The 14486-nt window shown below is 53.4% G+C and carries 15 protein-coding genes and 1 pseudogene; 2 read left to right on the plus strand and 14 right to left on the minus strand.

Annotation, left to right across the window (positions count from 1 at the left end; all coding sequences use genetic code 11):
• Positions 1-12 precede the first annotated feature (12 nt).
• The 3 genes and pseudogenes from ACXAFI_RS12640 to ACXAFI_RS12650 all read right to left on the minus strand — a co-directional run.
• Positions 13-129 (minus strand): annotated as a pseudogene (locus tag ACXAFI_RS12640) (transposase); the annotation flags it as partial.
• 134 nt (positions 130-263) lie between these two features.
• Entirely contained in the window at positions 264-503 is a 240-nt protein-coding gene (locus tag ACXAFI_RS12645; protein ID WP_475109097.1) for a hypothetical protein, read from the minus strand.
• Positions 481-756 (minus strand): transposase, encoded by a 276-nt coding sequence (locus ACXAFI_RS12650; RefSeq protein WP_475109098.1) that lies wholly within the window; start codon positions 754-756, stop codon positions 481-483. Before ACXAFI_RS12650 ends, ACXAFI_RS12645 begins: the two co-directional genes overlap by 23 nt.
• 140 nt (positions 757-896) lie before the next feature.
• On the opposite strand from ACXAFI_RS12650, the gene ACXAFI_RS12655 reads away from it, so the two are divergent.
• Positions 897-1052: a hypothetical protein gene (locus ACXAFI_RS12655; RefSeq protein ID WP_475109099.1), complete on the plus strand. Its 156-nt coding sequence runs from the start codon at positions 897-899 to the stop codon at positions 1050-1052.
• Between the two features lie 520 nt (positions 1053-1572).
• On the opposite strand, the gene ACXAFI_RS12660 is transcribed toward ACXAFI_RS12655, so the two are convergent.
• The 11 genes from ACXAFI_RS12660 to ACXAFI_RS12710 all read right to left on the minus strand — a co-directional run bounded on the left by ACXAFI_RS12660 (position 1573) and on the right by ACXAFI_RS12710 (position 13005).
• Positions 1573-1980, minus strand: a complete 408-nt coding sequence (locus tag ACXAFI_RS12660; protein ID WP_475109100.1) for a hypothetical protein — start codon at positions 1978-1980, stop codon at positions 1573-1575.
• Positions 1947-2450 carry a type VI secretion system amidase effector protein Tae4 gene (locus tag ACXAFI_RS12665; RefSeq protein WP_475109101.1) on the minus strand — a complete coding sequence of 168 codons (504 nt, stop codon included), beginning with the start codon at positions 2448-2450 and terminating at the stop codon, positions 1947-1949. Before ACXAFI_RS12665 ends, ACXAFI_RS12660 begins: the two co-directional genes overlap by 34 nt.
• Positions 2451-3100: 650 nt before the next feature.
• Complete coding sequence (lysS, locus tag ACXAFI_RS12670) at positions 3101-4585, minus strand: lysine--tRNA ligase (RefSeq protein ID WP_475109102.1); 1485 nt, start codon at positions 4583-4585, stop codon at positions 3101-3103.
• 84 nt (positions 4586-4669) lie between these two features.
• Positions 4670-5765 (minus strand): peptide chain release factor 2 gene (prfB, locus tag ACXAFI_RS12675; protein ID WP_152452532.1). Its coding sequence is split into 2 segments (ribosomal slippage): positions 4670-5692 and positions 5694-5765, totalling 1095 coding nucleotides; the frame shifts between segments, so codons are not numbered across the junction.
• Positions 5766-5865: 100 nt separating this feature from the next.
• Positions 5866-6261 carry a MerR family transcriptional regulator gene (locus ACXAFI_RS12680; protein ID WP_475109103.1) on the minus strand — a complete coding sequence of 132 codons (396 nt, stop codon included), beginning with the start codon at positions 6259-6261 and terminating at the stop codon, positions 5866-5868.
• Positions 6262-6304: 43 nt separating this feature from the next.
• Positions 6305-6754, minus strand: a complete 450-nt coding sequence (locus ACXAFI_RS12685; RefSeq protein ID WP_444921569.1) for a hypothetical protein — start codon at positions 6752-6754, stop codon at positions 6305-6307.
• A gap of 33 nt (positions 6755-6787) precedes the next feature.
• Complete coding sequence (locus tag ACXAFI_RS12690; protein WP_475109104.1) at positions 6788-7408, minus strand: LysE family translocator; 621 nt, start codon at positions 7406-7408, stop codon at positions 6788-6790.
• A gap of 9 nt (positions 7409-7417) precedes the next feature.
• A complete protein-coding gene (locus tag ACXAFI_RS12695; protein WP_475109105.1) occupies positions 7418-8329 on the minus strand; it encodes a DMT family transporter in 912 nt (303 codons plus the stop codon).
• Positions 8330-8407: 78 nt separating this feature from the next.
• Positions 8408-10135 carry a single-stranded-DNA-specific exonuclease RecJ gene (gene recJ / locus ACXAFI_RS12700; protein WP_475109106.1) on the minus strand — a complete coding sequence of 576 codons (1728 nt, stop codon included), beginning with the start codon at positions 10133-10135 and terminating at the stop codon, positions 8408-8410.
• A gap of 56 nt (positions 10136-10191) precedes the next feature.
• Positions 10192-11592 (minus strand): threonine synthase, encoded by a 1401-nt coding sequence (thrC, locus tag ACXAFI_RS12705; protein WP_475109107.1) that lies wholly within the window; start codon positions 11590-11592, stop codon positions 10192-10194.
• Between the two features lie 90 nt (positions 11593-11682).
• A complete protein-coding gene (locus ACXAFI_RS12710; protein ID WP_475109823.1) occupies positions 11683-13005 on the minus strand; it encodes a homoserine dehydrogenase in 1323 nt (440 codons plus the stop codon).
• Between the two features lie 384 nt (positions 13006-13389).
• Here ACXAFI_RS12710 and ACXAFI_RS12715 point away from each other — a divergent pair, with 384 nt between their 5' ends.
• Positions 13390-14397: an asparaginase gene (locus ACXAFI_RS12715; protein ID WP_475109108.1), complete on the plus strand. Its 1008-nt coding sequence runs from the start codon at positions 13390-13392 to the stop codon at positions 14395-14397.
• Positions 14398-14486: the final 89 nt, after the last annotated feature.

A 14486-nucleotide genomic window follows, 5' to 3' on the forward strand; every position in this document is an offset into this window, starting at 1 on the left:
TCTTTAACGTAATTAAATGCATGCAACATAGAAAAAAGCACGATAAGTGGATAAATATCGCTCCCACTTCACAACCAAGCGGCGGTAATTTCCCAACCACGCAAAAGTCCGCTCAACTTTCCAACGGCGAGTATACCTTCTGAGCTTTCTATCATCCTACCTTGAGACTTTTTTCCTATTTCTCCTGTGTGGATAGATAAGGTCGATTCCACGACTCAACAGGCTATCTCTAAGCGGATCCGAGTCAGTCGCTTTATCATAAACTAAGCGATGAATCTTTGTATTTTTATACGTAACATCAAGTAATGGGTTAATAACTTTACTTCTGCTGGTGAGGCTGAAGTAATGGCGTCTAGTGGAATACCTTCGCCATCGACCACCACCATCCACTTTGAACCCTTGCCCCGCTTGGTTTTCCCGATTTCGAAGCCCCTTTTTTTTGCTGGTGCAAAGCTGCCATCAGAAAAGACCTCCTCCCAGTTAAGCAAAGACTGTTGATTCAACAGCTCCAGGAACCTTCTCCATGCCTGTAACCAAGCTCCTTGCTCTTCCCAAAACTGAAGCCTTCTCCAGCATGTACTCGGTGATGGATAGTGTGAAGGAAGATCTTTCAGAACGTAAAACCCACAGGATGCCTTCAAAACAAGCTCGATTATCAATGAGTTTTGGGCCTACCTTTCCTCGTTTTAACTCAGGAAGACAAGGTTCGATCAATTTCCATTGATCATTGGTTAACTCTGACTTGAATCGGCTCACTATTGCTGGACTTTTTTCTATGTAATTACGTGAGAATAACCGATTTCAAGTTATGAAACAGCCTCTATGTATTCAGCCGAGCATGAATCGACCAGGATTTATGAGTGACAATGTGTATATAGAGTCATTTTTTTCAGACATTGAAAACTGAGAGTATCAAAGGATTTTACTTTGAGTCGGTTGAGGATCTTAGGGCTAACTTATCTTGGTACCTTGATAGATACTATAAATTGAAGAGAAGACACAGTTCACTTGGGTTCAAAAGCACAGATGAATATGAAAGAATGGCCGCATAAGATGAATATAAGGTAGCGTCTACTTTAAGGGGGGAGGCTTCAGCGGCTGGTTGACCGCCCTCCCCCGTAGGGACGCACAGGCCGTTCTTGTTATACGCCACTGGCACTCCTATAATATGACCTGTATCCTTTCTTTTTGTACTCGAGCGATCCTTTGTACTCTAGTTGTCGTGCGACAATAGCAAACAGCCATCCCTTCTCGCCATATTGCGTATTTTCACGAGACACCGAAACAAAATTTAGCTCAAGTGTTTCTTTGATCTCGGTAGCGGGCACCCACCGATCTGAATGCATGCTCTCGCGCTCTTTAATGAAGCCAAGAATCTCAGATCCAATATCCGAGATAAGTTGATGAATTCGCACTTTTCTATTCATAGTGATTTACTCAAAGGCGCATAACGCTGGGCTCTGGGGCAGCCTCCTTTATGCGTATTTTATGCAAGAATGTGAGCGTAGCGAGCCGCATAAAATGTGCATAAAGGAGGCTGCCCCTCAGCCGCGAATTGTTACGCTCGACGTCTCAACTGCACTGGGAACTGTACTCCTCAGCGTCTAGCCAAGCCTCTTTATTTTCACAGGGGTTGAATTTTTCAAATATTAAACCAACTTCGCGAGATTCGGAGAATTCAATACATCTGGCAATATTGACTTTGCCGCCATTCTTGCTATTGAATTTGTCTATTTTCCAAGTTTTTTGGAGCTCTCGTAATTTATCATAAGCCATTAAATCCAAATTTCCGTGATACGAGTTGGCAGATGTATTTGCGTCAGAAGATATAATTTTTTCTGAAAATGAAGACCCAATACAAATTGACATTGCATATTTTCTAAAGTCCGACTCTTCTTTAGTTTTTGCCGTTATTTCAGAACTGCATCCTAAGGTGAATACTGTAATCACCAAGAGGAACGCTTGCTTTTTAATTCCCATAAATAAGCCTTCTTTGCAATCGGAAAGTAACATTTATCTGAGCATGCGTTACCATTCCAAATGGTTGCATGGCCAGAAGCATCTATCCATTGATCGACATCAAAAACTAGGATACCCTTCTTATCTGAAAAAGATATTTCTTGTGGATTTTTAAATGTATGGTCGGGATCGCCAAACACTTTCTTTAAATAGGAAATCATTGTTTTGACTTTAAAAATATACCAATCACCTTTTCCACCGGAAACTGTTTGGCCAGAAATAAATGGTATTTTTACCCCATTCTGATTTAAGACGTAGCTCATTCTAATGGCGCAGGCATTTTCAAACCTACCCTGACCTTCTGGAATTTTGTTGATATTGTAATCAACTTTCCCCCCAATTTTTGTTCCTACACCAGAAACAGTTTTACCGACATCATCGTAAACCTCCTTAAAAGATTTCCATGCGTCTTCAATGTGAGGCCTTTTCATTTTCTCTCCTTAGAACGTAGATTTACGGTATTTAGAGTGTAACATTTATATAGTGATCACTCCGACCGCTATTATCCTGATTACTATCCCAGGATCAATTTACCTATCCAACTCTTAATTTCATTTCAGAATCATAGGGTTAAATAAACTTGGTTCGATCGTACAAACTGGAAAGATGATCACTCTGACCTCTATCACAATTTTTTAGGGATCAGCAACCTATTGATTTTTAACATTTTTATCCTTTAGATTATTTTCCTGCGAAAATAACGAACACATCGAAAGAAATCCCAAAGCCATTTCAGTCACTGTTACAAAGCACCTATAGTAGGGAACTAGAACCAAACACCACACTCAAGGAAGTAAAATCCTATTCCACCTCCCACCGTCAAGTTGCTGCCACATAGGGCCCCAGGCGCTTTTGAATCACCTGCATTCTGTCGATCTTAATACCCGTGTGTATTTTCACTGCTTCCTTAAGGCATTACCAACCTGCATAGGCTTCATTGCCCCAAAAATAGCGGGGTTGAGAGTCTATTAAAAATAGTTGCCACTTTATGGGGAATTAACTGAAAGGAAACCACCGCACCGGAAGTGGCGCGGCGGCTGTAGGCACTGGGGATAATGCGGGGGTTTAGGTTTTTGTTCGCTTAGTCGTTTGCTTCCGGGCGCATATGCGGGAACAGCAGTACGTCGCGAATCGAGGGAGAATTGGTAAACAGCATTACTAGGCGGTCGATACCGATACCTTCACCAGCGGTGGGCGGCAGGCCGTATTCCAGCGCGCGGATATAGTCGGCGTCGTAGTGCATGGCTTCGTCGTCACCGGCGTCTTTCTCTGCAACCTGTGCTTTAAAGCGTTCAGCTTGGTCTTCTGCGTCGTTCAGCTCGGAGAAGCCATTGGCAATCTCGCGGCCGCCAACGAAGAACTCAAAGCGGTCGGTGACAAACGGGTTGTCATCGTTGCGACGCGCCAGCGGAGACACTTCGGTTGGGTACTCGGTGATAAAGGTCGGCTGGTCGAGGCGGTGCTCAACAGTCTTCTCGAAGATCTCGATCTGCACCTTACCCAGGCCCCAGCTGTCTTTCAGCGGGATGTCCAGTTTCTCGGCAACGGCGCGAGCGGATTCGATGTTGTCGATATCGGCCGCGGTCAGTTCCGGGTTGTAGTGCAGAATCGAGTCGAACACAGACAAACGGGCGAACGGCTTGGAGAAGTCGTAGCTGCTTTCCTGGTAAGCCACAGTGGTGGAGCCCAGTACATCTTCACAGATACCACGCAGCATCTTCTCGGTGAGATCCATCAGGTCGTTGTAGTCCGCGTACGCCTGGTAGAACTCGAGCATGGTGAACTCGGGATTGTGGCGCGTGGACAGGCCTTCGTTGCGGAAGTTGCGGTTGATTTCGTACACCCGCTCGAAACCACCCACGACCAAACGCTTCAGGTACAGCTCCGGGGCAATACGCAGGTACATATCGATATCCAGCGCATTGTGGTGGGTGACGAACGGACGCGCGCTGGCGCCACCGGGAATCACCTGCAGCATGGGCGTTTCCACTTCCATAAACTGCTGACCGTTGAGGAAGTTGCGGATGTACTCGATAACCTTGGAGCGCACGCGGAACACTTCGCGGGCCTCCGGTGTGGCGATCAGGTCCACGTAGCGCTGGCGATAACGCATTTCCTGGTCGGCGATGCCGTGGAATTTTTCCGGCAGCGGGCGCAGCGCTTTGGTCAGCAGGCTGTACTCTTCACAGTTGACGTAGAGGTCGCCCTTGCCAGACTTGTGCAGAGTGCCTTTTACACCGACGATATCGCCGATATCCCAGGCACCGAAGCGCTCTTTGATATCTTTCTGTGCGGTTTTATCGGCGTAGAGCTGGATGCGATCAGACACATCCTGGATCACCATAAAGGGTCCGCGTTTAGCCAGGATTCGCCCTGCTACGCACGCCCGTTTACCCAGTTCTTCCAGCTCCTCTTTCTGTTTATCGCCGAACTCAGCTTGCAGGTCGGCAGCGAGGTTCTCGCGGCGAAAACTATTGGGGAAAGCATTGCCCTTCTCGCGCAGAGCGGAAAGCTTGGTGCGGCGCTCGGCGATTAGTTTGTTTTCGTCTTGCTGGATATCAGTCATGGTGATCTATCAGTTTTGTGAGTGATATTACCCCTCGACTCATTAGTGAGAGACGAGGGGCGCGGTGAGAGTGGAGACTTTAAATCAGAGGCCGGCTTTTAGGCTGGCTTCGATAAATTGGTCCAGGTCTCCGTCCAGTACTGCCTGGCAGTTGCTGGTCTGGACACTGGTGCGCAGGTCCTTGATACGCTGGTCGTCCAACACGTAGGAGCGGATCTGGCTGCCCCAACCGATGTCGGCCTTGCTGTCTTCCATGGCCTGCTTCTCTGCGTTGCGCTTCAGCATTTCCTGCTCGTACATTTTTGCGCGCAGCATTTTCCAGGCTTTATCGCGGTTCTGGTGCTGGGAGCGTTCGCTCTGGCACTGCACGACGATGCCAGATTCTGTGTGGGTCAAACGCACGGCAGAATCGGTTTTGTTCACGTGCTGACCACCGGCGCCGGAGGCGCGGTAAGTGTCTTCACGCACCTGGGATTTGTCGATTTCAATCTCGATATTGTCATCGATTTCTGGCGACACAAATACCGAGCTGAAAGAAGTGTGACGGCGGTTGCCGGAATCAAACGGCGACTTGCGTACCAGGCGATGTACGCCGGTTTCGGTGCGCAACCAGCCGAAAGCGTGGTCGCCGGCAAAATGTATGGTGGCACTCTTGATGCCGGCCACTTCCCCCGCGGAGACCTCTTCCAGGGTGGTCTTGAAGCCGTGGGCTTCACCCCAGCGCAGGTACATACGCAAAATCATTTCCGCCCAATCCTGGGCTTCGGTGCCACCGGAGCCGGCCTGGATATCCAGGTAGGCATTGTTCTCATCGTTCTCGCCGGAGAACATGCGGCGGAATTCCAGAACCCCCAACTGCTGCTGGAGACCTTCGATCTCAGTGGAGACCTCCCCTACGGAGTCCTCGTCATTTTCCTCGACCGCCATTTCCAGCAGTTCGCGGCAATCGGCGATGCCGGAGTCGAGGTTTTCGATAGTGTTAACCACCGTTTCCAGGGAGGAGCGCTCGCGCCCCAGTTCCTGTGCGCGATTGGGGTCGTCCCAAACGCTCGGCTCGGCCAGCTCCAGCTCTACTTCGGTCAGGCGTTCTTTCTTGCTGGCATAGTCAAAGATACCCCCTAAGAACGTCGGTGCGCTCTTCGAGGTCTTTCAATTGGTTGAGGAGGGGATTGATTTCCATGAACTCTCGGTGTCCGGACAAAATAAAAAGCGGCGCGCATTCTACCGCAGCGCGCGGGGGTCCTTCCAGTCGGCCAGCCGCTGTAAATCGGGCAAAATTCCTATTTGCATGGCTGGCCGGATAACTGCTGCAAAATCGCGCAGTCCGGTGAGTCATTACCGGCACAACTGTCGATAAACGAATGCAGGGTTTCACGCATTGCCAGCATATCGCGCAGCTGGGCTTCCAGCATGGAAAGTTTTTCATGCACCAGCTGCTTGGTTTCGCGGCTGTGTCGCCCGGGGTCATCCCGCAAGCCCAACAGAGTGCGCACTTCCTCAATAGAGAAGCCGCAGGCGCGGGCGCGCTGGATAAAACGCAAGGTCTCCAGGTCATTCTCGCTGTAATGGCGATAGCCATTGGCTTTGCGCGCGGGAGATACCAAACCGATCGATTCATAATGGCGCAGGGCCTTGCTACTGAGCCCCGAATGCTGCGCCGCCTGGGAAATATTCACTGCCAACTCCCAACCCATTAACTACAGCTGATAGACCTTGTTCTTAGGCGCTGTTATCCCGGCACTGGGAAAATTGATACTGCATTTTTTCTGCGGGGTCGTAACCCAACTCCAGGGCCGCATCCAAGGCATCCATACTGATCAGGTGCAACAAAATATCCCCGGTGGGCGCACCACAGACGGCCGGAAACATTCGATCTGTGCGCACACCGCAGCGGGATTCCTGCACCATCAAACCGTTTTCCCGCAGCTTGGCTCGGCTCTGCTGTAACGTCATGCCACCGCCCTCGCACTGCTTACGGCCACTCTTGCGATAGACCCAAACCAGCTCACCCTGCCTAGCTACGGGAGGATTGGCCGCCACCTCTGGCTGACTGGAGCCCGGAGTATTCTCCACCTGATTTTCCATAGCCTTTTCCTCCTTGGCTCCACCGCAGGCCGCCATCGCCAGTAAGGTCAACACCAGCAGAGCAGACAATTTTATTTTCACCATCAAACTTCCTCCATAAAGCAATGGCCACCCAGCTTAAGACAGGGCCAGCCAGGCTCCCACCAGTAACATCAAAGTACCGGAAATACGGTTAATTAAACGCACATTTTCAGCGTGTTCCAACAGGCGACTGAGGGCCTGACCACCCCCAGCGTAAATCAGCAAGCACAGGGTTTCCAGCAACAGTATGGTGGCGATCAACACAGAGAGCTGTGGTGCCAAAGGCTTGCTTTGGTTGATAAAGGGCGGCAACAGGGCGATAAAGAAGGCCCAGCCCTTGGGGTTGGCAACGGCAGTGATAAACCCCTGGGCTATTAGTGACTTTGCTGAAGGCCGGCCACTCCTCTGTGCCTCATCCAGAGAAGCCAGCTGCCCCTGAGAGCGCCACATTTGGATACCTATCCAAGCGAGATAGGCACCGCCGCAGTATTTAAACAGCTGAAATATCGCAGGGTATTGCACCATCACTACCGCCGCGCCGAGCCCCGCAGCCAAGGCCACCAAAGCGACTCCCGCCAACTCGCCAATCACCATCCACAAGGTGTGGCGCACCCCCACTGTAATACCAAGGCTGAGGGCCAGCATCATGCACAGCCCCGGAGTTACCGAGACAAAAAAACTGGCGGGGACAAAAAGCGCGAGCACAGACAATTCCATTGTATTTTCCTAGTGATGGGTACCACTGTGGTTCCCATAATGACTTACCAGCATCCCAGCCAGCATCAGGCCACAGCCAATCAATTCCGTAGTGTTAAGCATTTCATTAAGGAATAACCAGCCCGCCGCCAGGGCGAATACCGCCTCCAAGCTCATAATTACCGTGGCATGGGATGGTGCCGCGTGGCGCTGGGCCAGCAGTTGGAAAGTAAATGCCAGCGCGGTGGAGAAAATCATCATGTAGGCGATCGGCCAGGCTGCATCCACAGCGGACTGTATCGTTGCCTGTTCGGTGAAGAGCGATGCCAGGGCCGACAACAGACCACAAACCAGAAACTGGATACAGGCAAGGCGCAGCGCATCGTAGCGTTTCACCAGGCGATCCGCAGAGAGCACCTGAATGGCGAAGACAAAAGCGCTGGCAAATACCATCAGGTCGCCAACTAGCTGAGACTCTTCACTGAAGTCCGCCAGCCAGTAGAGACCAAATAAAGCCAGGCCAATACCGGCCCAAGTCCAGCGGTTGGTTTTATGCCCAAGGGACAAGCCGATGACCGGCACCAGCAAGAGGTAAAACCCGGTGATAAAACCGGCGCGGCCGGCAGTGGTGTAGAGCAGGCTGATCTGTTGCAGCGCCGCACCGAGAAATAACCAAAAACCGAGCAGCGCTCCGCCGGGTAAACAGGCTCTCCAGCGATGAATAACAGAGTGCCCATCCACTTCGCCGGGCTGGGCATCCCTGCGGGAGGACAGCCAGTAAACGATGGGTACCAGAATCAAGCCCCCGAGGAAAAATCGCCAAGCATTAAAGGCCAGCGGCTCAATATCCGCCATGGCGATCTTTTGTGGCACAAAGGCGACGCCCCAGAAAAGAGCGGCTAACAACAGCAGGACTTCGGCCTGGATTTGTTTACGTTTCACTACTTTTTACTTCCAACCACTTTTTATTACTGCTGCGAATAAGCTCCAAGCCATTCACAACTCTCTGCAAAGGAAGCCCTATATGGCCTCCAGCAGGTTCACCATTAACTGCAGGGATTCGCGCCCACGAAATTCATTGACGTCTAACTTGTAAGCCAGGCGTACTCGCTCGGTAGGCTGCGGCCACTGGTCTGTGTCCACATTAAAAGCGATAGCGTCGAGGGCCAGCTGTGGCGCCTGCGGCGGAGCCACCACCATCTTCAAGTGACGCTCGCCGACAATACGCTGCTGCAGCAACAGAAACTCCCCATCGAAGACCGGCTCGGGAAACGCCTGCCCCCAAGGTGCACAGGCGCGCAACATGGCTGCGGTTTGCAGGTTGTAGTCTGCAATATCCAGCTCACCATCGGAGTCGATCACCGCCTGTAATTGATTTTCATCCAGACGCTTGCGCACCACTCGCTCAAACTCCGCTCGGAACGCATCGAGGTTTTCCGCTGGCAGGCTCAACCCTGCGGCCATGGCATGACCGCCGAATTTACTGATCAACTCGGGATTGGCTGCAGCCACATCGCTCAGGGCATCGCGGATATGCAAACCGGAGATAGAGCGCGCCGAGCCTTTGACCAAGCCGTTGTCTCCTTCGGCAAAGGCAATTACCGGGCGGTGGAATTTCTCCTTGATACGGCTGGCGAGGATACCCACCACCCCCTGATGCCAGTTGGCATCGTAGAGACACAGGCTCCAGGGAATCTCCCCCTCCAGCTGTAGTTCTTCCAACGCCGCCAGAGCTTCCCGCTGCATACCCTGCTCGATGGCCTTGCGGTCCCGGTTGAGCATATCCAACTCCCCCGCCAGCTCACGAGCCTCACTGGGATCGCGGGTCAGGAGGCAGCGGATGCCGGTGCCAATATCATCCAGACGCCCGGCCGCATTGATACGTGGCCCCAGGATAAAACCAATATCGGTGGTGGAAAGCCTGCGCTGGTCCCGCCCGGCCACTTCTAACAAGGCAGAGATACCAGGGCGGCAGCGACCGGAACGGATACGAGCAATACCCTGGTGAACCAGGATGCGGTTATTGTGATCCAGCGGCACCAGGTCTGCCACGGTGCCGAGCGCCACCAAATCGAGATATTCGGCCATATTCGGCGGGGCAATACCGCTCTGCGCAAACCAACCGCATTCCTGCAGGGCGCTGCGCAGACGACTCAACAGGTAAAAGATAACTCCCACACCGGCGAGATTCTTACTGGGGAATTCACAATTCGGCTGGTTCGGGTTCACAATGGCATCGGCATCCGGCAGCTCGCTGCCGGGCAGGTGGTGATCGGTTACAATCACTGTCATGCCTGCGGCCTTGGCCGCCGCCACCCCATCGATACTGCTGATGCCGTTATCCACGGTGATCAGCATATCCGGGGTGTAATCCTTGGCCACCTCTACGATTTCCGGGGTGAGGCCGTAACCAAAATCGAAACGGTTCGGCACCAAGAAGTCCACGTCCGGCGCTCCCATGGCCCCCAGTGCCAGTACGGCGAGCGTGCTGCTGGTGGCACCATCGGCATCGAAGTCACCGACGATTAAGAACTTCTGCTGCGCCCGCACGGCTTCCACCAGCAGTGTCACCGCTGTATCCAGCCCACGCATTGACTGAGGCTGCTGCAGCTTGGCGAGGCTGTGGTCCAGGGCTTCCTCGCTGACGATCCCGCGACCGAGCAACACTCTCTGCAAAATTTTTGGGGTTTCAGAAGCAAAACGGCCAGTGGAGAGATCCACTGGCCGCCGCTGAATTCTTGTACTCATTCTCTCTCAGCTTTTTTATCCGGCCGCCAAGTCCCTCGCTGCGAAGTCTGCGCCAGCTAGCGCCCTTCGGACAGCATGGTCGCCATATAGTCGTGCACCTGGGACAAGTCGTTGGGCAGTACCTTGAGTCGCTCTTCGCGTTGCCAGAGGTCCTGCATATGGGCCGGCAGGGGAATTTCGGTTTGTGGCAGCGCCTGCGCCACGGCATCGGGGAATTTTGCCGGGTGTGCGGTGGATAAGCAAACCATGGGCCGCTCGGCGGAGCGGCGCACCCTTCTCGCGGCCTCGACACCAATTGCGGTATGGGGGTCGAGCAGATAGCCGGTCGCCTGGTACTGCTCGCGGATCACCTCAATAGTGCGCGCATCGTCGACCCGGTAGCTGGAAAATGTCTTTTGGGCCTGCAACAGGGCCACCTCGCTCAAGTGCATAGGTGCACTGTGATCCGCCAATAATTTCGCCACCGCCGTACCGTCGCGGCCGTAGAGATCGAACAACAGCCGCTCAAAGTTACTGGACACCATGATATCCATACTGGGCGACAGGCTGTGCACCAGCGGCTTGGGGGTGTGGTCGTTATCGCTGATGCAGCGGTGCAGGATATCGTTGGCATTGGTAGCGATCACCAATTGGTCGATAGGAAGACCCATCTGCTTCGCCAGATAACCGGCAAAAATATCGCCGAAGTTGCCGGTGGGCACGGAGAAATTCACGGTTTTTTCCGGCGCGCCCAGGCGCAAGGCCGCGTAAAAGTAGTAGACAATCTGCGCCATAATACGCGCCCAGTTAATGGAGTTCACTGCCACCAAGCGGCGCCCGTTGGGCAAAAAGGACTGGTTGGCGAAGCTGGCCTTCACCATATTCTGGCAATCGTCGAAATTACCTTCCATGGCGATATTGAACACATTGTCCGACAGCACCGTGGTCATCTGCCGGCGCTGTACTTCTGAGACCCGGTTGTGGGGGTGCAGAATAAAAATATCGATATTGTCGCAGTGGCGGCAGCCTTCAATCGCCGCCGAACCGGTATCCCCGGAAGTCGCCCCCATCACCACCACGCGCTCACCGCGCTTTTCCAGCAGGTGATCGAACAACTGGCCGAGAAACTGCAGGGCAAAATCTTTAAAGGCCAGAGTTGGGCCGTGGAAAAGCTCCAGAATCCATTCGTTGGTATCAGTCTGCACCAAAGGCGCTACCGCCCTGTGACGAAACTGACTGTATGAGCGCCCGATAATATCGCGCAGCTCCCGCTTACTGAGATCCTCTCCCACAAACGGCCGAATAATTTCAAAGGCCAACTGCTGGTAATCCATACCCGCCATAGCCGCAATATCCTTTCTGGAAAAGTGCGGCAGTGACTCGGGCACATAGAGACCGCCATCACTGGCTAGCCCGGTGAGGACGGTATCGGCAAAAGAGAGAGACGGCGCGCGGCCGCGGGTGCTGACAAATTTCACGATGTTATTTCGCTCTTGGATCTCGTGGGCAATAGTGAAAACTGGCGCCGACTCCTATGGAACGGCGCCATATAGCAAAGGGGGTAAGGATCAGCCGAGGCTCTCCACGCGAATGCGCACCACTTCCCCCTCGACCGTATCCAGGGCCTCAATCTGCGCGACTGCCTCGCGCAGGCAGGCCTCTCTGGCACGACTGGTGAGAATCACCACCGGGACTAACTCTTCCCCATCCATCGGCTCGTGCTGAATCAGAGCCTCAATACTGATGCCCTGATCGCTGCAGATCGTTGCCACCTTGGACATAACACCGGGCTTGTCGTGAGCGGAAATACGCAGGTAATAGCTGGTGACCACGTCTTCCTCCGGCAAAACAAGGGTATCGCCCTGCTCTGCCAAGGCCACCCCGGCAGCGGGCACTCGCTGATCCGGCTTGGCATCGAGGGTGCGCGCTACATCGACGATATCGGCAATCACTGCCGAGGCAGTGGCTTCGGCACCGGCGCCTGCGCCGTAATACAGGGTTGGGCCCACCGCATCACCATTAACCAACACCGCATTCATCACACCATTTACGTTGGCGATCAGGCGACGCTGGGGAATCAGGGTTGGGTGTACCCGCAGTTCCACCCCCTGCTCTGTGCGGCGGGCGATACCCAGGTGCTTAATGCGATAGCCGAGTTCGTCGGCATAGCGGATATCCTCCGGGCAAATGCGGCTGATACCCTCGGTATACACCTTGTCAAAGGCGAGCGGGATAGTGAAAGCCAGGGAGGCCATAATCACCAGCTTGTGCGCGGCGTCGATACCTTCCACATCAAAGGTCGGGTCCGCTTCCGCATATCCGAGGGCCTGTGCCTGAGCCAGGGCCTCATCAAAGCTGCGACCCTTCTCGCGCATTTCTGTGAGGATATAGTTCCCGGTGCCATTAATAATGCCGGCGAGCCATTCGATGCGGTTGCCCACTAGGCCTTCGCGCAGGGATTTAATAATAGGGATGCCGCCGGCCACGGCCGCTTCATAGGCAATGGTGACCCCCTTTTGTGCGGCCAGCTCAAACAGCTCATTGCCGTGCTCGGCGATCAGCGCCTTGTTCGCTGTCACCACATGCTTGCCGTTTTCTATCGCTACCAGAACCAGCTCGCGCGCTACCGTAGTACCGCCAATTAATTCCACCAGGATATCGACATTGGGATTGTGGGCGACCTCAAAGATATCGCGGGTGACATTTAGCTGGCTGGTATCGCAATCGGGGTTGTCGCGGCGGGCTCCGACCTGCTCAATCACCACCGCACGACCACAACGCGCGGCCACCTCATCGCCATTGCGCGCCAGGACATTAATCGTTCCGCTGCCCACAGTGCCCAAACCGCAAACACCGATGCGCACTGCACGCTGCGGCTCTACCGCAGGCACCTGATCCGCCGCCTCTGCGACGTCTTCAATTGTTGCGCTCACAAATTCCCTCCGCGCCTAGGCTCCCGGCAATGCACCCCAACCTAAATTGCTGCGCCAGGAGAAGACGCAATAAAAACAAATAAAATTAACAAAAGATCGACAACCTTACCGAGCCGAAAGCAAAAAAGTCAATAAAATTGCGCCAGCCAGACCCTAGCCTAGGCAATGGGGCGAGCGAAACTTTTGTCACCCTAAAGATCCCCTTGAAATAGGAGCCATCCTCAGTAGATGCTATAAGAGCATCTACCAGCATCAGGTACCAGCAACCTGCGAAATTGCATCCACCGCGCCTTTTCCAAAAAATGGGCGCACTGAAAAACGGACTCAGATAGCGGTCGAGTGATGAAAAAAACCCTTATCCTTTATACCGGCGGAACCCTGGGAATGCGCCGCAGCGAATCCGGCTATGTGCCCGACGCCGATCTCGAAGGTGCTCTGCAGCGCCTGCTACAGGATGTGATCGGCCAGCTGCCGAGCTACGACTTCCAGGCCCTCGACCCACTCCTCGACAGCGCCAATATGCAACCCCAGGACTGGTACCGCATCGCCTCCCTGATACGCGACAACTATAGCCACTACACAGGCTTTGTTGTGCTGCACGGCACCGATACTATGGCTTATACCGCCTCCGCGCTGTCCTTCGCCCTGCAGGGACTGGCCAAACCGGTAGTGGTAACCGGCTCTCAAATTCCCCTGCGGGAAATGCGCAGCGACGCCTACAACAATTTAATCGCCGCCCTGCTGTTGAGCGGTTCGGACAGTATCGGGGAGGTCTGCCTCTACTTTAATGGCAAGCTGCTGCGCGGCAATCGCGCGGTAAAAGTCAGCTCCGGTTCATTGGATGCCTTTGCCAGTCCCAATTACCCGAGCCTCGGCGAAGTGGGTATTCAGGTGCATATCGACCCCAATGCTTTATTGATGCACGGCGACACACCACAATTTGAAATTCCCGAAAACGCCGATGGCAATGTTGTACTGGTGAAACTATTCCCCGGAATAACACCACTGTTCCTCAGCAAGATTATTGAAGCCCGTCCGCGCGGCATAGTGATTGAAACGTACGGTACCGGCAACGCCCCCACCGACGACCAGGCCTTTACCGCCCAACTGACAAGAGCCGCAGAACTGGGAATTATTTGTGTGGCGGTATCCCAGTGTCTGGAAAACCATGTGGATCTCGGCAAGTACGCTGCAGGCTCTGCGCTACTGCGCGCCGGTGTAATCGGTGGCCTGGATATGACCAGTGAAGCCTGCTATGCCAAATTGAATCATCTGCTGGCCATGAATTACACCAGCAGTGAAGTTAAAACACTGATGGAAACCCCGCTGTGTGGGGAATGTACACCCTAGCAAAACCAAACGGGATTCATTGAGCAGTGCATAAAGAAGATTCTGCCAGTCTATCGCTGCAAATATAAATCCCAGCTACTTTTTATCGG

The sequence above is a fragment of the Microbulbifer sp. ABH2_005 genome (assembly GCF_056160005.1).